This is a genomic window from Leifsonia sp. 115AMFTsu3.1 (genome assembly GCF_004362795.1).
Classification (GTDB): domain Bacteria; phylum Actinomycetota; class Actinomycetes; order Actinomycetales; family Microbacteriaceae; genus Leifsonia.
In genome coordinates, this window is the sequence record NZ_SNYB01000002.1 from 514570 (window position 1) to 537773 (window position 23204).

24 protein-coding genes are annotated in these 23204 nt (G+C 70.5%); 9 read left to right on the plus strand and 15 right to left on the minus strand.

Annotated features, from left to right (window positions below; all coding sequences use genetic code 11):
* Positions 1-83: 83 nt before the first annotated feature.
* The gene (locus AXZ95_RS13435) at positions 84-1415 is read right to left on the minus strand and encodes an FAD-dependent oxidoreductase (protein ID WP_018192293.1); all 1332 of its coding nucleotides are present in this window, start codon (positions 1413-1415) and stop codon (positions 84-86) included.
* Between the two features lie 44 nt (positions 1416-1459).
* The gene (locus AXZ95_RS13440) at positions 1460-2227 is read right to left on the minus strand and encodes a glucose 1-dehydrogenase (protein WP_026307302.1); all 768 of its coding nucleotides are present in this window, start codon (positions 2225-2227) and stop codon (positions 1460-1462) included.
* Positions 2228-2464: 237 nt separating this feature from the next.
* Between AXZ95_RS13440 and AXZ95_RS13445 the strand changes: the two genes are divergently transcribed.
* Positions 2465-3838, plus strand: coding sequence for an NAD-dependent succinate-semialdehyde dehydrogenase (locus AXZ95_RS13445; RefSeq protein ID WP_018192291.1), 1374 nt, complete (start codon positions 2465-2467; stop codon positions 3836-3838).
* A gap of 56 nt (positions 3839-3894) precedes the next feature.
* Here AXZ95_RS13445 and AXZ95_RS13450 read toward each other — a convergent pair whose 3' ends face one another.
* Complete coding sequence (locus AXZ95_RS13450; protein ID WP_018192290.1) at positions 3895-5160, minus strand: hypothetical protein; 1266 nt, start codon at positions 5158-5160, stop codon at positions 3895-3897.
* A gap of 438 nt (positions 5161-5598) precedes the next feature.
* Here AXZ95_RS13450 and AXZ95_RS13455 point away from each other — a divergent pair, with 438 nt between their 5' ends.
* The 4 genes from AXZ95_RS13455 to AXZ95_RS13470 all read left to right on the plus strand — a co-directional run bounded on the left by AXZ95_RS13455 (position 5599) and on the right by AXZ95_RS13470 (position 8354).
* On the plus strand, positions 5599-5805 hold the full coding sequence (locus AXZ95_RS13455) for a cold-shock protein (protein ID WP_018192289.1): 207 nt from the start codon (positions 5599-5601) through the stop codon (positions 5803-5805).
* 164 nt (positions 5806-5969) lie between these two features.
* On the plus strand, positions 5970-7061 hold the full coding sequence (locus AXZ95_RS13460) for an acyl-CoA desaturase (protein ID WP_018192288.1): 1092 nt from the start codon (positions 5970-5972) through the stop codon (positions 7059-7061).
* A gap of 81 nt (positions 7062-7142) precedes the next feature.
* Entirely contained in the window at positions 7143-7475 is a 333-nt protein-coding gene (locus AXZ95_RS13465; protein WP_018192287.1) for a hypothetical protein, read from the plus strand.
* Between the two features lie 99 nt (positions 7476-7574).
* On the plus strand, positions 7575-8354 hold the full coding sequence (locus AXZ95_RS13470; RefSeq protein ID WP_018192286.1) for a TRIC cation channel family protein: 780 nt from the start codon (positions 7575-7577) through the stop codon (positions 8352-8354).
* Positions 8355-8382: 28 nt separating this feature from the next.
* Here the strand turns inward: AXZ95_RS13470 and AXZ95_RS13475 are convergent, their stop codons facing one another.
* The gene (locus AXZ95_RS13475) at positions 8383-9258 is read right to left on the minus strand and encodes an aminoglycoside phosphotransferase family protein (RefSeq protein ID WP_018192285.1); all 876 of its coding nucleotides are present in this window, start codon (positions 9256-9258) and stop codon (positions 8383-8385) included.
* Positions 9259-9399: 141 nt separating this feature from the next.
* On the opposite strand from AXZ95_RS13475, the gene AXZ95_RS13480 reads away from it, so the two are divergent.
* Positions 9400-10779: a pyridoxal-dependent decarboxylase gene (locus AXZ95_RS13480; RefSeq protein ID WP_026307301.1), complete on the plus strand. Its 1380-nt coding sequence runs from the start codon at positions 9400-9402 to the stop codon at positions 10777-10779.
* A 72-nt stretch (positions 10780-10851) separates the two neighbouring features.
* On the opposite strand, the gene AXZ95_RS13485 is transcribed toward AXZ95_RS13480, so the two are convergent.
* The 3 genes from AXZ95_RS13485 to AXZ95_RS13490 all read right to left on the minus strand — a co-directional run bounded on the left by AXZ95_RS13485 (position 10852) and on the right by AXZ95_RS13490 (position 11851).
* Complete coding sequence (locus AXZ95_RS13485) at positions 10852-11106, minus strand: DUF6458 family protein (protein ID WP_018192283.1); 255 nt, start codon at positions 11104-11106, stop codon at positions 10852-10854.
* Between the two features lie 16 nt (positions 11107-11122).
* Positions 11123-11287, minus strand: a complete 165-nt coding sequence (locus tag AXZ95_RS19635; protein ID WP_018192282.1) for a hypothetical protein — start codon at positions 11285-11287, stop codon at positions 11123-11125.
* Positions 11288-11356: 69 nt separating this feature from the next.
* Positions 11357-11851 carry a MarR family transcriptional regulator gene (locus tag AXZ95_RS13490; protein ID WP_018192281.1) on the minus strand — a complete coding sequence of 165 codons (495 nt, stop codon included), beginning with the start codon at positions 11849-11851 and terminating at the stop codon, positions 11357-11359.
* Positions 11852-11948: 97 nt separating this feature from the next.
* Between AXZ95_RS13490 and AXZ95_RS13495 the strand changes: the two genes are divergently transcribed.
* Both AXZ95_RS13495 and AXZ95_RS13500 read left to right on the plus strand, forming a co-directional pair.
* Positions 11949-13289: a serine/threonine-protein kinase gene (locus AXZ95_RS13495; protein ID WP_026307300.1), complete on the plus strand. Its 1341-nt coding sequence runs from the start codon at positions 11949-11951 to the stop codon at positions 13287-13289.
* 81 nt (positions 13290-13370) lie between these two features.
* On the plus strand, positions 13371-14327 hold the full coding sequence (locus AXZ95_RS13500) for a diacylglycerol kinase family protein (RefSeq protein WP_018192279.1): 957 nt from the start codon (positions 13371-13373) through the stop codon (positions 14325-14327).
* Positions 14328-14386: 59 nt separating this feature from the next.
* Here AXZ95_RS13500 and gap read toward each other — a convergent pair whose 3' ends face one another.
* The 5 genes from gap to AXZ95_RS13525 all read right to left on the minus strand — a co-directional run bounded on the left by gap (position 14387) and on the right by AXZ95_RS13525 (position 19013).
* Positions 14387-15382 (minus strand): type I glyceraldehyde-3-phosphate dehydrogenase, encoded by a 996-nt coding sequence (gene gap, locus AXZ95_RS13505; RefSeq protein ID WP_018192278.1) that lies wholly within the window; start codon positions 15380-15382, stop codon positions 14387-14389.
* 147 nt (positions 15383-15529) lie between these two features.
* Complete coding sequence (locus AXZ95_RS13510) at positions 15530-16474, minus strand: helix-turn-helix domain-containing protein (RefSeq protein ID WP_018192277.1); 945 nt, start codon at positions 16472-16474, stop codon at positions 15530-15532.
* On the minus strand, positions 16471-16902 hold the full coding sequence (locus AXZ95_RS13515; protein WP_018192276.1) for a MarR family transcriptional regulator: 432 nt from the start codon (positions 16900-16902) through the stop codon (positions 16471-16473). Before AXZ95_RS13515 ends, AXZ95_RS13510 begins: the two co-directional genes overlap by 4 nt.
* 71 nt (positions 16903-16973) lie before the next feature.
* Complete coding sequence (gene argG / locus AXZ95_RS13520; protein WP_018192275.1) at positions 16974-18407, minus strand: argininosuccinate synthase; 1434 nt, start codon at positions 18405-18407, stop codon at positions 16974-16976.
* A 111-nt stretch (positions 18408-18518) separates the two neighbouring features.
* Positions 18519-19013 carry a MarR family transcriptional regulator gene (locus AXZ95_RS13525; protein ID WP_018192274.1) on the minus strand — a complete coding sequence of 165 codons (495 nt, stop codon included), beginning with the start codon at positions 19011-19013 and terminating at the stop codon, positions 18519-18521.
* Positions 19014-19072: 59 nt separating this feature from the next.
* Here AXZ95_RS13525 and AXZ95_RS13530 point away from each other — a divergent pair, with 59 nt between their 5' ends.
* On the plus strand, positions 19073-19690 hold the full coding sequence (locus tag AXZ95_RS13530) for an NAD(P)H-binding protein (RefSeq protein WP_018192273.1): 618 nt from the start codon (positions 19073-19075) through the stop codon (positions 19688-19690).
* A 29-nt stretch (positions 19691-19719) separates the two neighbouring features.
* Here the strand turns inward: AXZ95_RS13530 and AXZ95_RS13535 are convergent, their stop codons facing one another.
* The 3 genes from AXZ95_RS13535 to AXZ95_RS13545 all read right to left on the minus strand — a co-directional run bounded on the left by AXZ95_RS13535 (position 19720) and on the right by AXZ95_RS13545 (position 23178).
* Positions 19720-20319: a M15 family metallopeptidase gene (locus AXZ95_RS13535; protein ID WP_018192272.1), complete on the minus strand. Its 600-nt coding sequence runs from the start codon at positions 20317-20319 to the stop codon at positions 19720-19722.
* Between the two features lie 94 nt (positions 20320-20413).
* Positions 20414-22129 (minus strand): amidase, encoded by a 1716-nt coding sequence (locus AXZ95_RS13540; RefSeq protein ID WP_018192271.1) that lies wholly within the window; start codon positions 22127-22129, stop codon positions 20414-20416.
* Positions 22126-23178 carry an agmatine deiminase family protein gene (locus AXZ95_RS13545; RefSeq protein ID WP_018192270.1) on the minus strand — a complete coding sequence of 351 codons (1053 nt, stop codon included), beginning with the start codon at positions 23176-23178 and terminating at the stop codon, positions 22126-22128. The genes AXZ95_RS13540 and AXZ95_RS13545 overlap by 4 nt, the downstream gene beginning before the upstream one ends.
* Positions 23179-23204 lie beyond the last annotated feature (26 nt).

Genomic DNA, 23204 nt, shown 5'->3' on the forward strand with positions numbered 1-23204 from the left:
CTTTTCGCGCGTCCTGTCGTTCGCGCGCACATGGCCATCCAACGCCCCGAGACTCCCGGGTCAACGGGGTCGGACGGCGTCGATCAGTTCTTCTCCTGCGCGGCGGCCGCCTCACGGAACCGTTCCCGCGGCTCCTGCACCGTCCCGACCGGCGCCGCATCGCGTGGGGTGAGTCCATTGCCGACCCACCCGAGCACGAGGCGGAACCGACGCGAGAGGCTGGGCAGGGCGATCGCGTGGTAGACCTTGTCGACGGCCCACGCCGCGACGCCGCGCAGGGGGATGCCGCGCACCACGGCGGCCCCGCGCATGCCGCTGTAGCTGGCGAGCGTCCCCAGCGAACGGTGACGGTACTCGGTCAGGCTCTCGCCGGCGATCGACCGCCGCAGGTTGTCGGCGAGCACCCGTGCCTGCCGGATCGCGTTCTGCGCGTTCGGCGGGTAGTAGGCGGGCTGCTTCTCGGCCAGCAGATCGGGCACCTGGGCGTCGTCCCCGAGAGCCCACACGCCGTCGAGGGGCGTGCCGTCGTCGCGGACCGCCTGCAGGCTGGCGTTGCACTGCACGTGCCCCTTCGGGCCGCGCGGCACATCCGCTCGGTCGAGCACCGGGTTGGGAGTGACCCCGGCCACCCATACGAGCGTGTCGGTGGGATGCGTCTCACCGTTGCTGAGCACGACGTCGCCGTGCTCGCAGCTCTTCACCTCGGTGTGGAGGAACACCTGGATGCCGCGCTTGCGCAACAGCCTCAGGGTCCAGCCGGAGAGCTGCTCGGGGAGCTCGGCAGCGATCCGGCCGGCGACCTCGATCAGCAGCCAGCTCATCCGTTCGCCGTCGAGCTCCCTGTAGCGGTCGAGTTCGGCAGCCGCGACACGCTGCAGCTCCGCGATCGCCTCGACGCCGGTGTACCCGCCGCCGACGAACACGAACGTCAGCGCCCGCCTCCGCTCGGCGGCGTCGCCGGTGGCGGCGGCGAAGCGGATGCGCTCCAGCACGTGGTCGCGCAGATATGCCGCCTCTTCGACGCTGGAGAAGCCGATCGCGGTCTCGGCGAGCCCGGGGATGGGCAGCGTCTTGGTGACGGCGCCCAGGGCGAACACGACGTGGTCGTAGGCGATCGCCCGCTCGGTGCCGTCGAGGGTCCGCACGACGGCGACCCGGGCGCCGGTGTCCACCGACTGGAGCGCCCCGGCGACGATGTCGGCGTTCTTGAGCGGGCGGCGCAGGGGCACGACCGAGTCGCGCGGCTGGGTCTCGCCGCCCGCCACCTCCGGCAGCAGCGGCTTGTAGGTCAGGTACGGCTCGGGCTCCACGACGGTCATGCGCAGGCGGTGGGCCGCGGCGTCGCGACGCAAGTCCCGCGCGAGCGTGAACCCGGCGAACCCTGCGCCGAGGATGAGGATGTGCGGTTCGGTCATCGCTCTCGCTCCTTCCTTCTCCGGTGGCGTGCCCTCGCGCTCCGTCAGAGCCCCACGCTGCCGTGCATGATGCCGCCGTCGACGAAGACCGTCGTCGCGGTCATGTACTTCGCGGCATCCGAGACCACGAACGCGACGACATCCCCGATCTCGGAGGGTTCGGCGACCGTGCGGAGGGGGATGGAGTTCTCCAGCTTCTGGCGCAGCGCGTCATCCTTCATCGTGGCCGCGTTGATGGGCGTGTCGACCGCGCCGGGCGCGACGCTGACCACACGGACGCCCTGAGGTCCGAGCTCGACACCGGCGGTGCGCGTGAGCATCCGCATCCCGCCCTTCGACACGCAGTAGCTGAGGTTTCCGGGCATCGGCCAGTCCTCGTGGACCGAGGACACGTTCACGACCACCCCGCCGGTTCCCTGCTGGATGAAACGCTTCGCCGCGCGCTGCGTCCCGAACACCGCGCTCGTGAGGTTCACGGCCATCACCTTCGCGAAGGTCTCCTCGTCCACCTCGAGCAGGCTGTGCCGCAGCTCCATGCCCGCGTTGTTGACGAACGCGTCCAACCGCCCGAACTCGTCCACCGCCGTTCCGATCAGCTTGTCGATGCCCGCGGTCGTGGTGACGTCCGCCTCCACTCCGATGGCGCGACCGCCCGCCGCGACGATGTCCTTGACCAGGTCGGCGGCGTCCTCCGGCCGCGAGACGTAGTCGATGACGACCGCCGCTCCCGCGGCGGCCAGCGAACGGACGATCGCCGCCCCGATCCCGCTGTTTCCGCCGGTGACGACGACGCTCTTCCCGTGCAGGTCCACGAGCACCTCCCTCGATCAGCCACCATTGAACGCTCCGGTCGCCCGATTGCAACGGTTCCTGCGAGGGTCCGCAGGGGAGATGGCCGATGATGCCTACGCGCTGTACGTCATGTCGAGGCATGCCCGCACTCGTGGACGATGTGGCGGGTCACAGGTGCTTCGGAAGCCGTATTGTCATGATGGGCCACACCCGTTTCAGCGAAGAAGAGACCCGTTTCAGCGAAGAAGAGGAGCGCCATGAGCTACGCCGTGACCAATCCCGCCACCGGCGAGACGGTCAAGACCTTCGACACCATCAGCGATGCCGACCTGGAGGCGGCGATCGCGTCCGCAGACCACGCCTTCCGTACCTGGTCGCGGTCGACGACCACGCAGGAGCGGGCCGCACTGATCCGGCGTGTCGGCGAACTCCACGTGGAGCGCCGGCAGCAGCTCGCCGAGATCATCGTGCAGGAGATGGGCAAGCCCGTCGAGCAGGCGCTCGCCGAGGTCGACTTCGCCGGTGCGATCTACGAGTACTACGCCGACCACGCGGACGAGTTCCTGAAGGATGAGCCCATCCAGCTGCTCGACGGTGACGGGTCGGCCGTCGTCCGCCGATCGGCGCTCGGTGTGCTCCTCGGGATCATGCCGTGGAACTTCCCGTACTACCAGGTGGCCCGGTTCGCCGGACCGAACCTCGTGATCGGCAACACCATCCTGCTGAAGCACGCGGAGCAGTGCCCCGAGTCGGCCGCCGCCATCCAGCAGATCTTCCTCGACGCCGGCTTCCCCGAGGGCGCCTACGTCAACATCTACGCCAGCCACCCGCAGATCGAGACCGTCATCGCCGACCCGCGCGTCCAGGGCGTCTCGCTCACCGGCTCCGAGCGGGCCGGCGCGAAGGTCGCCGAGATCGCCGGCCGCAACCTGAAGAAGGTCGTGCTGGAGCTGGGCGGGTCCGACCCGTTCATCCTGCTCTCGACCGACGACCTGGATGCCGCTGTGCAGAACGCGGTGGATGCGCGCCTCGACAACAGCGGTCAGTCCTGTAACGCCGCCAAGCGGTTCGTCGTCATCGACGAGCTCTACGAGCCGTTCCTCGACAAGTTCACCGCGAAGCTCTCCGAGGTCGAGGCGAGCGACCCGACGAGCGAGGACTCGGCCCTCGGCCCGCTCTCGTCGCTGAAGGCGGCGGAGAACCTCGACGAGCAGGTCAAGCGCGCTGTCGACAACGGCGCGAAGCTGGTGCGCGGCGGAGGCCGCAACGGCGCCTTCTTCGAGACGACGGTGCTCACCGACGTGACGCCCGACAACCCCGCCTCCAAGGAGGAGTTCTTCGGCCCGGTCGCGCAGGTGTACCGCGCGAAGGACGAGGACGACGCCGTGCGCATCGCCAACGACACGCCGTTCGGGCTCGGCTCCTACCTGTACACGACGGACAAGGAGCAGGCGTCGCGCGTCGCCGACCGCATCGAGGCCGGAATGGTGTTCGTCAACGTGGTCCTGGCCGACGGCGCCGAGCTGCCCTTCGGCGGCGTCAAGCGTTCCGGTTCGGGTCGCGAGCTGGGCCGGTTCGGTGCGGACGAGTTCGTCAACAAGAAGCTGATCCGCGTGGGGAACGACTGGTAGTCACCAACAAGAAAGGGCCGGGCGTCTGAGACGCCCGGCCCTTCGTCGTTTCGCGGTCAGTTGAAGGTGACCACGACCTTGTCGTCGTCGATCTTGATGTCGGCACTGATGTAGCCGGCCTCGCCCGTGAGGTTCTCGCTCGCCGGGTTGCCGCTGAAGTCCGAGCCGGTCATCACGGCCGAGAACTTCCCCGGGCCGATCTTGAACTGGTAGTAGGAGTCGGAGTCGTCGCTGATCTCGACCTTCGGCGACTCGTCGACCTTCACGGCGACCGTCGACTTCGAGACGGCCATGTTGCTCGGGTAGCTGAGGTCGATGCCGCAGTCCTCCACGTCGTAGTACGACGTCTTGGTGGCGCACTCCGCGTAGTGGGCGTCGACCTGCTTCTGCACCTCGTCGAGGTAGGCCTGCGACGGGGTCAGCTTGAGGTCCTTCACCTGGTACGAGTCGGCGGCCACCGTCAGCTTCGGGGAGCCGGCCAGCTCGTAGTACTTGTTCGGCGCCTCGATGCTGTAGACGCCCGGGTAGGCGACGACCTCGGAGTCCTTCGACGTCAGCGAGTGGTCCGCGCCGGGCACCGAGTAACCCGGGATGCTCGACGACACGAACGGGAGCTGATAGGTCAGCCCACGGCTGACGTACCAGCCCTTGTCGTCCTTATCCAGCTCGATGGTCCCGCGGTAGGTCTTGCCCGCGAGCTTGTACGTGACGCTCACCTGGGTGAGGTCGGAACTCCGGCTGGTCAGTGTCCGGCTCACGACCGGCGCCGTGATGTGCTGCGCCTTGCCGAGGACGGCGTTGGTGAGCAGGAAGTTCTCGTCCTCCGAGGAGTCGACCCGCGCCAGCTTGTTGGCGGCCGAGGCGTTGCCCTTGGCGATGTCGTTCAGGTAGTCCTGCGCGACCGACTTGGCGCCGCTCCCGCCCAGCAGGTTCGCGATGAGAACGATCGCCACGATCACGACGGCGGCGAACGCGACGGCCCCGCCGATGACCCACCAGACCCACCGCGGGACGGCCGGCTTCTTCTTCTCGCCGACCGGCGGCGCGTACGGGTTCGGCTGGGCGCCCGGGTAGGGCTGCTGGCCGGGCGCGGTCGCGTAGGCGGCCTGCTGCTCGGGAGCGACCGGCTGGGTCGGCGGCGCCGGCTGCTCGGGTGCGGCGGGCTGCTCGGGTGCGGCGGGCTGCTCGGGTGCGGCCGGCTGTTCGGGTGCTGCGGGCTGCTCGGGTGCGGCCGGCTGCTCGGGCGTGGTCGGCTCGGATGCGGCCGGTGTGCCCTCCGGAGCCTTGTCGTGGTCGTCTGCGGGCACGGTCGGGTCGCTCAATATTCCCCCTTGATGATGTGATGACGATCGGATACCGCCCGAGACATGGGCGTCGATCAGAAACTTTTCAAGAATATCAGTCCTCGGTCCACAATCCAGTCCTCTGGAGGGTGAAAACGAGGGATTCGCGCGCTGGAGGCCGATGTCCTGTAGTCTTGCGGGAACCCGGTCAGCCGACGACGTCTCGCACCGGGTCGATTGAGCGCACCTTCCTCGTGACGTGTGCGCATGTGTACCCGCGGCCACGGCCGCGAAAAAGGAAAAGTATCTCACCCTCCGTCCGGCTCCATCAGCCGTTCAGCTCTCCGGCGAGGGCCACTCCCTCCCCGACGAATCGTCACGACCGCTCCATTCCGTCGTGGCGCTCAGCCGTCCGCGCTCTCTGCGCGGCGAACGGGACCGTCATGGTCCCCAACACCAAATAAGAAGGAAGAAACGATGGCCACAGGTACCGTCAAATGGTTCAGCACGGAGAAGGGCTACGGGTTCATCGCCCCGGATGACGGCACGGCCGACGTCTTCGCCCACTTCAGCGAGATCGCGTCGCAGGGCGAGTTCCGCAACCTGGCCGAGAATCAGAAGGTCGAGTACGAGGTGACCCGCGGCCCCAAGGGCCTCCAGGCATCCAACATCCGACCGGTCTGACCGGTCCTCGATGCGGGGCCGGTTCGCCGGTCCCGCATCGATCCCAAGCCCCTTCGGGCATATCTCGGTGCTGGCGCCCAGGAACGGCGCATATGCTTCGAGAATCTAGGGCGAAACGTCCAACACCTCGGCTGGGAAGTCGTCTGACACAGCGGAGGTCAAGAGTGACCGCTACCCTTCTCGGTCCGATCCGGACCACCAAGCCCCGCTCCGGCCGGCCGTCCGTCACGAGCACGTACAGCGAACTCCTCTCGGAGGTTCGCAGCGAGGGTCTCCTCGAGCGCCGCCGGGGCTTCTACATCACCACGTTCGCGGTCCTCATCCTCGCGCTCGTCGGCGCCTTCGCCGGGATCGTCCTCTTGGGCGACTCGTGGTTCGTCCTCCTGATCGCCGGAGCGCTCGGCATCATCTTCACCCAGCTCGCCTTCGTGGCGCACGAGGCCTCGCACCGCCAGGTGTTCGATTCCGGCCCCGCCAACGACCGCGCCGGGCGCTTCCTCGCCACCTGGATGGTCGGCATGAGCTACCACTGGTGGATGACGAAGCACACCCGTCACCACGCCAACCCGAACACCATCGGGAAAGACCCCGACATCGCCCGCGACACGATCTCGTTCACCGAGGCGGACGCCGCCCGGTCCACGGGTATCCTGCGCGCACTGACGCGCCGCCAGGGCTACCTCTTCTTCCCGCTGCTGCTGCTCGAGGGCGTCAACCTCCACTTCACGTCGCTGCGGACCCTCTTCGGCAAGGCGCCGGTCCCCGGCCGCGGCCGTGAGCTCTCCGCCATCTTCATCCGATTCGGCATCTACCTCAGCGCCGTCTTCCTGCTGATGCCGGTCGGGGTCGCCTTCGCGTTCCTCGGAGTGCAGCTCGCCGTGTTCGGCCTGTACATGGGGGCGTCCTTCGCCCCCAACCACAAGGGCATGCCGCAACTGCCCGAGGGCTCGCGCGTCAGCTTCCTGGACAAGCAGGTGCGCACCTCCCGCAACATCCGCGGCGGATGGTGGATGAACATCCTCATGGGCGGTCTCAACCACCAGGTCGAGCACCACCTTTTCCCGAGCATGCCGCGGCCGCACCTGGCACGCGCTCGTGAACTGACCATCGCGCACTGTGCGGCGAACGAGGTGCCGTACACCGAGACGTCGCTCGTCCGGTCGTACACCATCGTCATCCAGTACCTGAACCGCGTCGGCCTCGCGGCCCGCGACCCGTTCGACTGCCCGGCCGCCGGGGCCTACCGCCGGGCCTGACCTTCCCTCCGCACATCCCGCCGGACATCGTCGAGCCAACGAACGTGCGTCTTGGCGTACGGTGTTGGCTGGAGGTGCCCGATGGGATACATGGTCTACGACAGCAGCACGATGATCACGTTCGAGGATCGCGTCCTCGCGCACCTCGAAGTGGTGATCGTGTCGAAGCTGCGCCGCAAGGAGTCGTTCGCTCTGAGCTGGCGCGAGACCGCGGAGAACGGCGACGGTCGCTCGACCGTCTGGATCGACCCCTCCATCCCCCTGCGTTTCCGGTTCAGCGGCTCACGACCGCCGACACTCGACCGCGACTGGATCGAGCGCCTCGCGGCAGCGGCGGCCAGCTCCTCCGGCCTGATCGCCGTGGATGAGGACGGCCAGCCGGTCGTCGGGTCCACCCACGAGCGGGGTATCTAGGGCGCGGTCGGGATCGCGGACGGCGCTGTCTCTCGCTCGCCGCCCTGCCTCGTTAGCGTGGGTCTGCGGCGGCACTTCGTCGCGGGCAGGGGACTTTCGATGCATCCGACCGAGCTCACCTTCGGCACGTGGTCGCTCTCCGGTGGCGGCACCCTCATCGACCTGATCGCGGCGACGACGAACGCTCTGAACGGTGCGCTGCTCGCGCGGCGGCCGGACCACTACCGCAACTACACCTTCGTCGGCATCATCCTGATGGCCGTCATCGGCGGAATCGCTGGCGGGGTCATCCGGGACGTGATCTTGCAGGAGACACCGTCCGCCTTCGTCAACCCGGCCTACCTGGTCTTCAGCGTCGCGGCCGGTGTCGTCGGCTACCTCATCGCCTATGCGCACGGCCAGCTGTTCCGCGAGGGCCTCTTCCAGTTCATGACGTCGTTCTCGCTACCCTGGTACGCCATCATCGGAGCGCAGAGGGCGACGGAAGCCGGCTATCCCATCGTGGGCGCACTCGCGATCGCCGTGATCGCACCGACCGCGGGCCGCTATCTGATCGACGTAACCAGCGGTGTCACACCCAAGCAGTTCGTGCGCGGCGAGTGGTTCGTCGCGACGGCCGTCGGCACCGGATTCGTCTGGATCGTGCTCTCGGAGGCGGGCGTGCCGTACTGGCTGAGCGTCGGGGCCGCCTTCCTGCTCGGGTTCACCTTCCGCGTCCTTGCGCTGTACCGCGGATGGGAGGAGCCGCTCGCCCGCGGGCCGAAGGGCCTCAAGGTGCATGCCGACCGGCGCCCGCTGCTCGGTCGCAAGCTCTCCGGGCGCTCACAGGAGGAGTTGCGGATGCTGGGTCTCGCCGTCGACGAGGAGCCCGCCGCCTGAGCCGGCGTTGCTGGCCGGAACTCGGGCGTTACTCCGGGATCTGCGCGAGTGCGTGCCGGGCCAGCGCCGCCATCCGAGGGTTGTCGTCCGACGCCATGGCCAGGGCGGACGCCATCGTCACCGCCCAGCCGCGCGCTCGCGCCCACGTCGCCGCGTCGGGCGTGAGGGGAAGTGCACGGCGGAACCGCTCCCGCGCGTCCCGGTCGAAGGTGAGCCACGCGGTGGCGAGATCCGTGGCCGGGTCGCCGGATGTGACGTCGCCGAAGTCGACGACCCCCGTCAGATCGCCGTCCGGGCCGAGCAGCAGGTTGCCGGGATGCAGGTCGCCGTGGAGCAGCAGGGGAGGCCCGTCCCAGGCGGGAGCGTCGAGGGCCTCGCGCCAGGCCTGTTCGAGGTCGGCGACCTCCATGCGGCCGGACAGCGAGCGAAGCCGGGTGGCGACCGCATCTCGGCGTGCCGCGAGCGGGATCCCGCGGACCGGGTTGTGCGGCGCTTCGGGGGCGGGCACGGCGAGCTCGCCGAGGAAGAGCGCCAGCGGCTCGGCCAGACCGACACGGCCCGCGGCGCCGACGGATGCGCCGTCGATGCCGTCGAACCACTCCACGACACTCCACGGCCAGGGGAAGGTCGCAGACGGGACACCGACGCGAACGGGGACGGGCACGCGGACGCTCACGCGCTCCGCGATCCCGGGGAGCATGCGCTGCTCGTGCTCGATGAGGTGCGCGGCGGCCTCCCGGCGCGGGACGCGGACGGCGAGACGGTCGCCGAGCCGGTACAGCTGGTTGTCCCAGCCGTCGCTCACCAGCCGGAGTTCTCCGTCGAGGTCGGGATGCTGGTCCGCGAGCAGCCGGGCGACCAGCGCGGCGTCGGTGGTGATGTCGGCGGCGGGAGTGTCACTCACCCGCTCGACCGTAGCAGGCCGCCCGAGCGGCTGTTGCTGGGCGCTCGAAATATCCGAATGCTGCGGTGAACGAGCAAGAGAGTTGCGTTCAGCGCCAAACTCATGCGGGTTCTTTGTGAAAGCATGGCGATCGGAGGTTCCATGACTCAGCAGCCCGCTCAGCCGCACGACCGCATGCACGCGGTGACGCCGGAGACCCGTGAACTCGTCGACCTGGTGCTCGACTACTCGCGCCGGCGCATCCTCAGTGAGGACACCCCGCTTGACAAGCCGTTGCCGGAGTACGAGCTGCGCCGGCTGGCCGGACAGACCGTCTCCGAGAACGGCATCGGCGCCGAGCGCGCGCTCGCCCTCTTCGAGCACGTCCTCGCGCCCGCGTGCATCACCACCGACCACCCGAGCTACCTGTCGTTCATCCCGACGGCCCCGACGAAAGCGGCCACCGCGTTCGACCTCGTCGTCTCGGCCAGCGCCGTCTACGGCGGGTCGTGGCTGGAGGGGTCCGGCGCCGTGTACGCCGAGAACCAGGTGCTGGCGTGGCTGGCGGCCGAATTCGGGCTGCCCGCGACGGCCGGCGGCGTCTTCGTGCAGGGCGGGACGCTCGGCAACCTCTCCGCCCTGGTGGCGGCGCGGGATGCGGCCCGGACCGAGCGCGGCAACCCGGCCGGTCGCTGGGTGATCGTCTGCAGCTCCGAGGCGCATTCGTCGGTCTCGTCCGCCGCACGGGTGATGGATGTCGACGTCGTCGCCGTCTCACCGGGGGAGAGCGGTGTGCTGAGCGGAGATGCGGTTCGTCCGGCGCTGGAGGAGTACGGCGACGCAGTGTTCGCGGTCGTCGCCACAGGCGGATCCACGAACTTCGGCATCGTCGACGACATCGCGTCGATCGCCGCCCTGAAGTCGGACTTCTCGTTCTGGCTGCACGTCGACGGCGCGTATGGACTCGCGGGGATGCTCTCGCCGCTGGCCCGCCACCGTTTCGCCGGGGTGGAGAGCGCGGACTCGGTGATCGTCGACCCGCACAAGTGGCTGTTCGCGCCGTTCGACGCCTGCGCCCTGATCTATCGAGACCCGGAGGCCGGGCGACGCGCGCACACCCAGCACGCCGAGTACCTCGACACGCTGACCGAGACGACGGAGTGGAGCCCCTCCGACTACGCGGCGCACCTCACCCGCCGGGCCCGCGGACTGCCGTTCTGGTTCTCGCTGGCTTCTCATGGAGCCGCGGCCTACCGCGATGCGGTGACCGCATCCATCCGGCTGGCCGAGCGAGTGGCCGAGGAGATCGAGCAGCGGGACGGCTTCCGCCTCGTGCGACGGCCCCAGCTCTCGGTCGTGGTCTTCGAGCGCGACGGCTGGACCAAGGAGGACTACGCCGTGTGGTCCGCCCGGCTGCTGGAGGAGCAGCGCGCGTTCGTCACGCCGAGTTCGCACGCGGGCCGGCCGAACACGCGTTTCGCCATCCTGAACCCGCTGACCACGTTCGACAACCTGGTGGGGATCCTCGACTCGATGGAGTGAGCGTCCACCGCGCAAGAAGAAGACCCCGTGCCGGGAGGCACGGGGTCTTCCACGTTTCCAGAAGGGAGGGTGTCAGACGATGTCGTCCGACTCGCCCGTCCGGCGCGTCACGCGCTCGCCCGTCGCAGGATCGACGGCCGTGCGGGTGGTGGCGACGGAGGTGCGACGCCGAGTGAGCAGCACGATCCCGATGATGATGCCGATGACGCCGGCGAACATCAGGATGTAGCCCACCAGGTGGAGATCGATCCAGGCCACCTGGACGTTGATGGCGAACGCGAGGATCGCGCCCACCACGACCAGGAAGATGCCAGCGCCGAGGCTCATCCGGTGACCTCCGGGCCTAGACCCGTCGGCTCCCGGTGAGCAGTCGCACCAGCCAGACGATCACGGCCAGGACGAGCAGGATGATTCCCACCCAGAGGAGGAAGTTCAGCGACTGCACGAACCCTCCGGTGAGCAGCAGGATGATCGCGATGATGGCGATGACGATGAGCAGGATGTTCATGGAGAAGTGTCCTTTCCTTGACGCGCTCCACACAACAACTGCTTCAATTGCCTAGCAATCCCCTTGACTTCAGGTTCGTTTCGGCCTAGCAGCGGCTCGTTCCGCGGCGATGCGGTCGACGGTCTGGCGCATCTTGGTGAGGAAACGCGTGACGGTCTCCGCTTCGTCCGGGCTGAGCTCGGCGGTCGCGGCGGCGATCTGCTCCTGCGCCGCGGCCAGCAGCGGGCCGGTGTCGCCCTGCGCGGCCAGCGTCGGGACGAGCTCGACGGAGCGCTTGTCGACGGTGCTCTGCCGTCGTTCGACGAATCCGTCGCGCACGAGCCGGTCGATGAGCAGGGTGGTGGATGCGCTCGAGACGCCGAGGTAGGCGCTGATGTCCTTGGCGAAGGTCGGTCGGCCGGCCGACGTGTTGTCGAGGATGAGCCGGAGGGCGAGCAGATCGTTCTCGCCGATCCCCATGGCCGCCCCCGTGCGGCGACGCATCGCCGCTTCGGCCGCACGGTAGACCTGCAACGCCTCGAGCACGGCCGTGTCCGGCCGCGGCGTCTCCGGTTCGTGCTTCACCTTCTCCAGTCATGCCCGCAACGCCGATCCGCGCAACGGGGGTGGACCCGACTGTCGGCGGATTCACGGCCACGGATCCTGCGCGTATGCTCGCGCAGTGGACGACAGAGTGCTTCTCGACCGCTACGAGCTGAAGGACCGACTGGGCCGTGGCGGCATGGCGACGGTCTTCCGCGCCCACGACAGGCGCCTGGATCGCGAGGTCGCCGTGAAGGTCTTCACCTCCGGCGCCGCCGTCGACGATGCGCGGCGGCGCACAGAGGCGACGATGCTCGCGCGGCTGAGTCACCCGCACCTGGTGGCGCTCCACGACGCGCACCTGGCAGCGGACGGGGATACGACGCCGAGCTTCTTGGTGATGGAGCTGGTCGACGGGGAGGACCTCCGCTCCCGGCTCGAACGGGGACCGCTTCCTCCGGAGGATGCGGTCGAGATCGCCGTCGGGATCGCGGAGGCGCTCGTGGTGGTCCACGAGGCGGGAATGGTCCACCGCGACCTCAAGCCCGGCAATATCCTGCTGGCCGACGCGAGCGTGCCCGGCGGCCGGCCGGTCGTGAAGCTCGCGGACTTCGGCATCGCGCACCTGATCGGCTCGGAGCGGATCACGACCGTCGGAACGGTCATCGGTACCGCGGGCTACCTGAGCCCGGAGCAGATCTTCGGCGGCGAGCCGGGGCCGTCTGCGGACATCTACTCGCTCGGCCTCGTCGTGCTGGAGGCGCTGACCGGCGTCCGGGAGTTCCCCGGCACGCCCGTGGAGGCGGTGGCCGCCCGCTCGGCGCGCGACCCGCGCATCCCGTCGTCGCTGCCGGAGGACTGGCGCGGCTTCCTCGGCGCCATGACGGCCCGCGAACCGTCGATCCGGCCGACCGCCTGGGAGGTGGCGGTGATGGCGCGCGAGCTGGCGCCGCAGCTGGCCGGGTGGCGGCCGGATGAGCCGGCGGATGCGGCGACCGTGGCGGCCGCGATCGGCGGCGGGGCTGCCGGGGGCGCGGCGGCGGCAGCGGTCGGCGAGTCGGCGGGAGACGACGCCGCGCCGACGCGCGTCCTCCCGACTTCGGCGCGCACGGATCCGGATCGCAGCGGCGAGACGCCGTCGCGTACTCGTCGCCGCGGGCTGCTGGTCGGCGGTGTGGCGGCGGCCGCTGTCCTCGTGACCGCATCCGCACTGGCGCTCGGTTCGATGATGGCTCCCGCCGCCCAGCCCGAAACGGTCACGACGCCGCGCCCGACTCCCAGTGTGACGGCCCCGCCCACCACGGTCGCTCCGGCTACGACGACGGAGACGACCCAGCCGGAGACCACGACACCCAGTGAGGATCCAGGGCCGGCGACGAGCCCCTCGGACGACAAGAAAGGTCCCGGGAAGGACAAGGGACCGGGCAAGGACGCCCCCGGCGGCGGCCCGGGCAAGAACGGCGGCAAGGGCAAAGGCTGAGGGCTCGGGCCGCTTCCGCCATCGACCATCCGCCGGTACTGTCGGGGAATGCCCGAGCAAACGAGGACCGCCGCGATCGTCGTGAACCCGGTGAAGGTGGATGCGCCCGCCCTGCGCGAGGCGCTCCGAGCCGCCGAAGAACGGCACGGCTGGGCGGAGACGCTCTGGATCGAGACCACCGAGGACGACCCGGGCTCCGGGCAGACCGAGCAGGCGCTCGAGCGCAACGTGGATGTCGTCATCGCTGCCGGCGGTGACGGCACCGTCCGCACTGTCGCCGAGAAGCTTCAGGGCACCGGTGTGCCGCTGGCGCTGCTGCCTTCCGGCACGGGCAACCTCCTCGCGCGGAACCTGAACCTCACGCTCGACGACGTGGGCCATGCCCTCGACTCGGCGTTCGACGGAGAGAACCGGTCCATCGATGTCGGCGTGATCGAGCTGCGCGACGGGAGCGGCCCGACGCGCAAGCACTCCTACCTGGTGATGGCCGGCGTCGGGATCGACGCCCAGATGATCGCCGCCACCGACGACGACCTCAAGGCCCGGCACGGCTGGCTCGCCTATGTGAAGGCGATCGGGAAGGTGCTGCGCGACAAGAACGAGCTCCGCCTGCGCTACCAGCTCGACGACAAGGGCGTGCGCTCCGTGCGGGCCCACACGGTGCTGATCGGCAACTGCGGGTCGCTGCCCGCGAACATCCTGCTGCTCCCCGAGGCGGCCGTGGACGACGGGGAGTTCGACATCGTCGTGCTGCGCCCGGAGGGGTTCGTCGGCTGGGTGCAGATCGCCGTCAAGATCTTCTGGGAGAACGGCGTCCTCCGGCGCACCACCGTCGGCCGACGGCTGATGGGTGCCGACAAGGAGGTGCGCGCGATGAACTACCTCAAGGGCCGCGAGTTCGTGATGCGGCTCAGCCGTCCCCAGGAGGTGGATCTCGACGGCGACCTGTTCGGCCGCGCGTCCGCTCTCCGCACCTGGGTCGACCCGTCGAGCCTGATGGTGAAGGTGCCGCGCGGTGGAGCTGAGGGCAGCGCGTAGCGATGCCGCGACCCCAGCGCCGAGGGAGCCTGCGACCGAGGTAACAGGCTCCCCGTGAACTAGCGGGCGAGCAGCTCCAGCGTGTCCACCACGCGGTTGGAGAAGCCCCACTCGTTGTCGTACCAGGCGACGACCTTGACGTGTCGTCCGTCGACGCGGGTCAGCGCCGCGTCGAAGATCGACGACGCCGGCTGGCCGGTGATGTCGCTGGAGACGAGGGGCTCGTCGGCGTAGTCGAGGATGCCGCGCAGCGGTCCGTCGGCAGCCGCACGGTAGGCGGCCAGCACCTCGTCGCGCGTGACGTCGCGCTCGACGGTCGTGTTCAGCTCGACGATGGAGCCGACGGGAACGGGGACGCGGATGGAGTCGCCCGACAGCTTGCCGTCGAGCTGCGGGAGCACCAGGCCGATCGCCTTCGCGGCGCCGGTCGTGGTCGGCACGATGTTGACCGCGGCGGCACGGGCGCGGCGGAGGTCGCGGTGCGGGCCGTCCTGCAGGTTCTGCTCCTGCGTGTACGCGTGGACGGTGGTCATGAAGCCGTGCTCGATTCCGGCGAGGTCGTCCAGGACGGCCGCGAGCGGGGCGAGCGCGTTCGTGGTGCAGGAGGCGTTGGACACGATGACATGCTGGGCGGGGTCGAAGGCGTCGGTGTTGACGCCGTAGGCCAGCGTCACGTCGGCGCCGTCGGACGGCGCGCTGACCAGCACGCGCTTCGCGCCGGCAGTGAGGTGTGCCCGGGCGGCCTCGGCGGAGGTGAAGCGTCCGGTGGACTCGAGCACGACATCCACGCCGAGCTCGCCCCACGGCAGGTCGGCGGGCTCGCGCTCGGCCAGCACGCGGATGCGGCGGCCGTCGACGACGAGCGCGTCCCCGTCGACCTCGACGGTGCGGCCCAGGCGGCCGAGGGAGCTGTCGTACTTCAGGAGGTGGGCGAGGGTGTCGGGCGCCGTCAGATCGTTGATGGCGACGACCTCGAGGTCGGAGTCGCGCTCGAGGAGCGCGCGGAGGGTGTTACGGCCGATGCGGCCGAAACCGTTGATGGCGATGCGGGTCATGCTGTTCCTTTCGTGGGACCGCATCCATGCTCCGGTGTCGGCGATCCCGTCGAAAGTGGCTGGGACGACAGTACGCGCAAGCATTCCGCCAGAGTGATCGCCATCATGCGCAAGGATCCCGCCACCCCGGGGGCGAGCGGCGCGAGCTCAGGCCGAGAACGTGCGGCGGTACTCCGTCGGCGAGGTCCCGAGGATGCGGTGGAAATGCATCCGGAGGTTCGCCGCCGTGCCGAGCCCGACCTGCGCGGCGATCTGGTCGACGCCCAGGTCGGAGCGCTCCAGCAACTCCCGCGCCAGGTCGACGCGGGCCCGGAGGACCCACTGCATCGGCGTGTAGCCGGTGTCTTCCACGAACCGCCGCGAGAAGGTGCGGGCTGAGACACGGGCGTTGCGCGCCAGGCTCTCGAGCGTCAGCGGCTCGGCGAGGTGCGCGAGCGCCCACTCCCGGGTCTCGGCGAACAGGTCGCCGAGCGGCTCGGGAACGCTGCGCGGGACGAACTGCGCCTGACCGCCGCTGCGGTACGGCGCGGCGACGAGGCGGCGGGCGACCCGGTTGGAGAGACCGACGCCATGGTCGCGCCGCACCAGATGGAGACACAGATCGATGCCGGAGGCCGCGCCGGCGGAGGTGAGGATGTCGCCCTCGTCCACGAAGAGCACGTTCTCATCCACCCGCACCAGCGGATACCGCTTCGCCAGCTGGCGGGTGTAGTGCCAGTGGGTCGTCGCGCGCTTGCCGTCGAGCAGGCCGGTGGCCGCGAGGGCGAAGGCGCCCGTGGAGATCGCCGCGAGGCGCGCGCCGCGCTGGTTGGCGGCGAGCAGCGCATCCACCACGGCGGCCGGCGGATCGGTCGTCGCCGGGGTCCGGTAGCCGGGCACGAACACGGTGTCGGCCTGCTCCAGCGCCTCGAGGCCCTCCGCCACGTGATACGAGAGTCCGTCGCCGCCGGTGATGAGGCCAGGGGACGGGCCGCACACGCGCACCTCGTACGGCATGCTGGGCCGGTTCGAGAACACCTGCGCCGGGATTCCGACGTCGAGCGGCTTCGCGCCCTCCAGCACGAGCACCGCGACGACATGGTTGCCGCTCACGGGCGGGCGGTGACGATCTGCAGCAGGGCCGCGCGGAACGCCGCCGGGTCGTCCACCGCCGGGAACACCTCGTCTTCGAGCCCGCGAACGCCCGCGAACGCCGATCGCCCGGCCTCGGTGATGGCGAGGACGTGGCGGCGCCGGTCGCCCGGGTCTGGGGCGCGGGTGACGAGGCCCTCGCGCTCCAGGCGGTCGACCGTGCGCGACATGGTCTGCGGCTCGACGTGCGCCATCCGGGCGAGATCCGACTGGGAGTCGAAGCCGAGCTCGAGCAGATGCAGCACGATCAGTCCCGCGTGGGTGAGGCCGCGCTCCTCCAGGGCATCGGCCCAGGCGCGCTCCACGGCTCGGGAGGCGGCGCCGAGCAGCCGGCCGAGCGGCCAGTTCTCGGGGCGGTGCTCCTCCGCTTCCGCCGCGTGCGCATCCATACCCTCATCGTACGGATGTCTCGGGCCGGTCAGGCAAGCGCGGCCCGGCCCGATGCGCGCGGGTGTTCGCCTCAGTCGGTGCCGGAGTCGAACGCCGCGCCCTCGGAGCTGAGGTCGATCTCGCGCGAGAGCTCCTCATCCACGGGCTCGACGCCCTCGAGGATCGAGCGCGCGCGGCCCTCCTCCAGCTCGCCGACCAGAGCGCCGGTCGGACCGCCGATGAGCCCGGCTGCGGCGTACTGCTCGAGCCGCGAACGGGAATCGGCGATGTCGAGGTTGCGCATGGTCAGCTGGCCGATGCGGTCGCCCGGGCCGAACGCCGAGTTGCCGACGCGCTCCATCGACAGCTTCTCCGGGTGGTAGCTGAGGTTGGGGCCGGTCGTGTCGAGGATCGTGTAGTCGTCGCCGCGACGCAGGCGCACGGTGACCTCGCCGGTGATGGCGGAGCCGACCCAGCGCTGCAGCGACTCGCGCAGCATCAGCGACTGCGGGTCGAGCCAGCGGCCCTCGTACATCAGGCGGCCGAGGCGGCGCCCCTCGTTATGGTAGTTCGCCACCGTGTCCTCGTTGTGGATGGCGTTGAGCAGCCGCTCGTAGGCGATGTGGAGCAGGGCCATGCCCGGCGCCTCGTAGATTCCGCGGCTCTTGGCCTCGATGATGCGGTTCTCGATCTGGTCGGATGCGCCGAGGCCGTGGCGGCCGCCGATCGCGTTCGCCTCGAGCACCAGGGCCACCGGGTCGTCGAACTCGACGCCGTTGATGGCGACAGGGCGACCGGCCTCGAAACGGACGGACACCGTCTCGGGGGTGACATCGACGTCGTCGCGCCAGGCGGCGACGCCCATGATCGGGTCGACGATGTCGAGCCCGGCATCCAGCTCCTCCAGGCGCTTCGCCTCGTGGGTGGCGCCCCAGATGTTCGCGTCGGTCGAGTAGGCCTTCTCGCTCGGGTCGCGGTACGGGAACCCGCGGGCGACGAGCCACTCGCTCATCTCGGTGCGGCCGCCGAGCTCCTCCACGAAGGCGGAGTCGAGCCACGGCTTGTAGATGCGCAGGCGCGGGTTGGCGATGAGGCCGTAGCGGTAGAACCGCTCGATGTCGTTGCCCTTGTAGGTGGAGCCGTCGCCCCAGATCTCGACCCCGTCGTCCATCATCGCGCGCACCAGCATGACGCCGGTCACCGCGCGACCGAGGGGGGTGGTGTTGAAGTAGGTCTTGCCCGCAGAGCGGATGTGGAAGGCGCCGCACTGGAGGGCGATCAGGCCCTCCTCGACGAGCGCACGCTTGGCGTCGACGAGCCGGGCGATCTCGGCGCCGTACTCCTTCGCGCGGCCGGGGACCGCGTCGATGTCGGGCTCGTCGTACTGGCCGATGTCGGCGGTGTACGTGCAGGGCACGGCGCCTTTCTCGCGCATCCAGGCGACCGCGCAGGAGGTGTCGAGACCTCCCGAGAACGCGATGCCGACTCGTTCACCGACGGGCAGACTGCTCAGAACCTTGGACACGCACCCAGCTTATCGGCCGCCTCACCCGGCCCCGGGACCGAGATTTGCGCCAAATCTCGGTAATGCGGCTCCTATAACCGCGATTTGGCGCAAATCGTGGGGCGGGGAACATCAGTGGCGGGCGTCGAGACCGGGGTGCACACCGGCCCGGTAGCCGGCTGCGGCGACGAGGCGGGTGAGAGTCGCGACGAGCGCAGCGCGTTCTCCCGCGTCGAGGGGCGCGAGCATCGCCTCCTCCTGCTCGTCGGCCAGGCGATCGCCGGCCTCGAGCACGGCGTGCGCCGCGGGAGTGAGGTGGATGGCGTAGGCGCGACGGTCGTCCGGGTGGCGGCGACGCTCGACCAGGCCGCGCTCCTCCAGGTCGTCGATCATCCCGACCATGGAATTGCGGTGCAGGCCGAGGGCCGTCGCGAGCTCCTGCTGCGTGCGGCCCTCCTGACGGGCGAGATGCACGAGCACCCCGAACCGGTTCGGGGTGATGCCGAGCGGGGCGAGAGCCGCCGTGAAGCGCTGGGCGCTCTGCAGGCCGAGTTGCGACACGAGGAAGCTGGCCCGGGTCTCGAGCGCGGGCACAGCCTCGGGCCGCGGGGTCTCGGAGGACGACATCCCTCGATCGTACCAACGGGTGATTGCACGGCAGTGTGATTATCATCTAGCATGCCTACATGAAGCTCACCGTCTTCGGCGCCAGCGGGCGCACCGGCAGCCAGCTCGTCCGGCAAGCGCTAGATCGAGGCGACGAGGTCGCGGTCGTCCTCCGCCGCCCGGCCGAGATCGACCCGCGAGTCACCCCGGTCATCGTCCCCGACCTCGCCGATACGGCCGCCGTCCGGGACGCGATCGCCGGGTCGGACGCCGTGCTCTCCGCGATCGGCCCGCGATCCCGCGCGGATGCACCCGTCGCAGCGCCCGCCACGCGGGCGATCCTCGCCGCCCACCCCGGCCGCATCGTCGTCATCAGCGCAGCGCCGGTCGCACCTCCGCCCGCGGACGACAGCTTCATCAGCCGACGCGTTGCCCTGCCCCTTATCGGTCGCGTGCTGCGGCCGGTGTACGACGACCTGCGCGAGATGGAGGCCGAGCTCGCTGCCTCGGACAGCGTGTGGACGGCATTCCGGCCGCCGATGCTCACGAACGGGCTCGCGACGGGTCGGTATCGAACGCGCATCGGCGGTTCCGTCCCTCGCGGCATGACGGTGTCCCGGGCGGATCTCGCGGCGGCGATGCTGGCGAGCCTGGGCCGGGCGGACACCGAGCGCGCCGCCGTCGGCATCGCCCGCTGAGGCACCGCGCTCAGCCGCGGCCGGGGCCCTCAGCCGCGACCGTCGGGCGACTGCGGCGGGCAGGTGCCGCCGGGCGCCGTGCGCAGCTCGAAGTGCCAGGCCTCGTTCGCGTAGACCTGGCAGAGCCCCCACTCGGCGCCGAAGCGGTTGAGGTAGTCCATCGCGCCGGCGTCGGCGATGTCGACCGCCTCGCCGCGGACGTGGGCGGAGTCGCTGCCGCGCTTCACCCACTTCTCGGCCTCCTCCTCGCTGCCGTACTGCTTCACCGCCTGCGCGAACAGGTGCTCCTGGTACCGCTCGGAACGCCAGCCGTCGGCGATGGTGATGGCGGACCCGCTGCCCTCGGCCTCCATCGCGGACTGCGCGTCCTCCAGTGCGGAGCGGAGGTCCGGGTCGAGCCGGGTGACCGCGGGGAGGTCGCTGTCGAGGGGGAGGGACGTGCCGTCCGCGATGTATCCGTCGTCATCGGTGAGGCCGCCGCTTTCGACCACTGACCCGCCCGCACTCGCCGGCTGCGCGAGGGAACCGGTGGGCGCGGAGGTGCAGCCGGCGAGGACGGCGCTGAGGGCGATGGATGCGGCGGCCACCGACAGGGCGGCGCCGAACAGTCGGGACTTCGAGGAATGCATGCCTTCAGCCTCGCCGGGCGGCGCGGGCGGCCGCGTCCCCCGCGAGGCCCATCCGCATCCACCGCGCGACGGACCCCGAGGAGGCTCGCGGGTGCTACCCGAGGCGCGGTGTGCGCGACGGCTCGGTGCGCCGCTCGCCGGTCGCCTCGAACGCCGCGGCGAGGGCGAGCAGCCGGGCATCGTCGTAGGCGCGGCCGGCTAAGGTGAGTCCGACCGGCATCCCGATGTCGTCCATCGTGCCCATCGGCACGGTCACGGTCGGGATGCCGAGGTGCCGCGGCACGAGGTTGCCGTTCGCGACCCAGACGCCGTTGCGCCAGCCGAGGTCGGCCGAGTCCGGGTTCACGTCCATGTCGGCCGGCCCCACGTCGGCGACGGCGGGGAAGACGACGGCGTCGAGACCGAGCCCGTCCATCCACTCCTCCAGGTCGACGCGCCGAGTCTCCTCGAGGCCGCGCAGGCCGTCGGCCAGCTCGGGGATGTCGGCGAGGGCCGTGCCGGGATGCGCGCGCACCCAGGCGGGGTAGTCGGCGATGTCGTCCTCGAAGCCGTCGTAGCGGTCCGGCAGGGCGCCCCCCGGGTGGGGGAAGATGCGCTCGCCGTCGACGTCGGCGAGCGTCCGCAGCGCCGGGTCGCCGTTGGCGGCGAGGAAGTCGTCCCACGCCCACGCCGACAGGTCGACGATCTCTCGCCGCAGGAACTCGGGGCTGACTAGGCCGCGCGTCGCGATGGAGGGTGCGCCGGCCCGGTCGCCCTCGTAGTTGCTGACCGCCGGGAAGTCGACCTCGACGACCGTCGCGCCGGCCGCCTCCAGGTCGCCCCGGGCGCGCTCCCAGAGCGCGATCACGGACGGCCGCGTCTCGATCCGCTGACCGGTCGCGCCCCCGATGCCACCGCGGCCGTTCGGTCCGCCGTCGCCCGTGCCCGCCTCCGGGTCGGCGTTGATGTACATCCGCGGCACGCCGAACCGCCGTCCGGCGAGCGAGGCGCTCCCGGCGAGGGCGGGATACGACGCGGGCCGCAGCTCCGACGCCCGCGGGATCGGCACCCACGGCTGCGCGCGCCAGAAGTCCCCGCGGGTCTCCGGGTCGTCGGCCACGATCACGTCGAGCACCTCGAGCAGGTCCGCCACAGTGCGGGTGTGCGGCACCACCACATCCATCGTCGGCACCAGGGGCCAGTTGCCGCGCACCGAGATGATGCCGCGCGACGGCGTGTAGGCGCACAGTGCGTTGTTGGATGCGGGGGCGCGGCCCGACGACCACGTCTCCTCGCCGAGGCCGAACGCCGCGAAGCTGGCTGCGGTGGCCGTGCCGGAGCCGTTCGACGAACCGGAACCGAACGCGGCGGTGAGGTAGTCGCCGTTGTAGGGGGACTCGGCGCGCCCGTAGACGCCGCGCTGCATCCCGCCGTTCGCCATCGGCGGCATGTTGGTGAGGCCGAGGAGGATGGCGCCCCCGGCACGCAGGCGCTCGATCGTGAACGCGTCGCGCTGGGCGATCAGGTGCTCGAACGCCGGGGAACCCGCCGCCGCGGTGAGCCCGCGCGCCAGGTAGCTGTCCTTCGCGGTGTATGGGATGCCGTCGAGCGGCCCGAGGGTCTGGCCGCGCGACCGCCGGGCGTCGGAGGCACGCGCCTCCGTGAGCGCGTCCGGGTTGCGGACCACGACCGCGTTGAGGCGCGGGCCGGCTGTGTCGTACGCGTCGATCCGGGCGAGGTAGGCGGTCACCAGCTCCTCGCTCGTGGTCTCGCCGGCCTCCAGCGCTCGCCGCAGCTCGGCGATGGGCGTCTCGACGACGTCGAAGGTCATCGGGCGTCCTGCGCTGCCGGGGCCACGGCGGGCTGCTGCTGGGTGATGCAGTGGATGCCGCCGCCGCGCTGGAAGATCGGGCGCGAGTCGACCATCGTCACCCGCCGGCCGGGGTACGCGGCCTCGAGGATCTCGGTGGCTTCCGCGTCCGCGCGCTCCTCGCCGAAACCGCACGCCACGATGCCGTCGTTGACGACGAGGTGGTTGACGTAGCTCCAGTCGACGAAGCCCTCCTCGTCCCGGAGGGTGGCGGGGGCGGGCAGGTCGATGATGTCCCAGCTGCGTCCGGCCGCGTCCGTCGTGCCGGAGAGGAGGGCGCGCAGCTCGCGTGAGACCAGGTGGTCGGGGTGCTCGGGGTCGCGCTGCGTGTGCAGAAGCAGTCGGCCCGGGGAGGGGATGGTGGCGACGATGTCGACGTGGCCGTTCGTCCCGAAGTCGTCGTAGTCGCGGGTGAGGCCGCGCGGAAGCCAGACGGCGTGCGTCGCGCCGATCGTGCGGGCGAGCTCGGCCTCCACCCGCTCCTTGTCGGCGTACCGATTGCGCCGCGGGTCGAGCTGGACGGTCTCGGTCAACAGCACGGTGCCTTCGCCGTCGACGTGGATGCCGCCGCCCTCGTTGACCAGGAGCGAGCTGATCAGCTCGGCGCCGGTGCGCTCGGCGACGAAGCGGGCGATCTCGGCCGACTTGTGCCACTCGGCCCACTCGGGGTCGCCCCAGCCGTTGAACGTCCAGTCGACGGCCCCGAGCACACCCGGCCGCTCGTCGTCGACCACGAAGGTGGGGCCGAAGTCGCGCATCCAGAACTCGTCGAGCGGGGCTTCGACCTGTTCGACGTGGCTGCCGAGCATGCGGCGGGCGCGGTCGCGCTCGGTGGGGTCGACGACCATCGTGATCGGCTCGTACTCGGCGACCGCGTGGGCGACGGCGGTCCACGACGCGTAGGCCTCCTCGGCTGATGCGGCGTCGTCGCCGAGGGTCAGGCCGGCGCGCGGGAACGCCATCCACGTGCGCTCGTGCGGTGCGGTCTCTGCGGGCATGCGCCAGGTCATCGGTGTCCTCCGCGGTCGGCGACGAT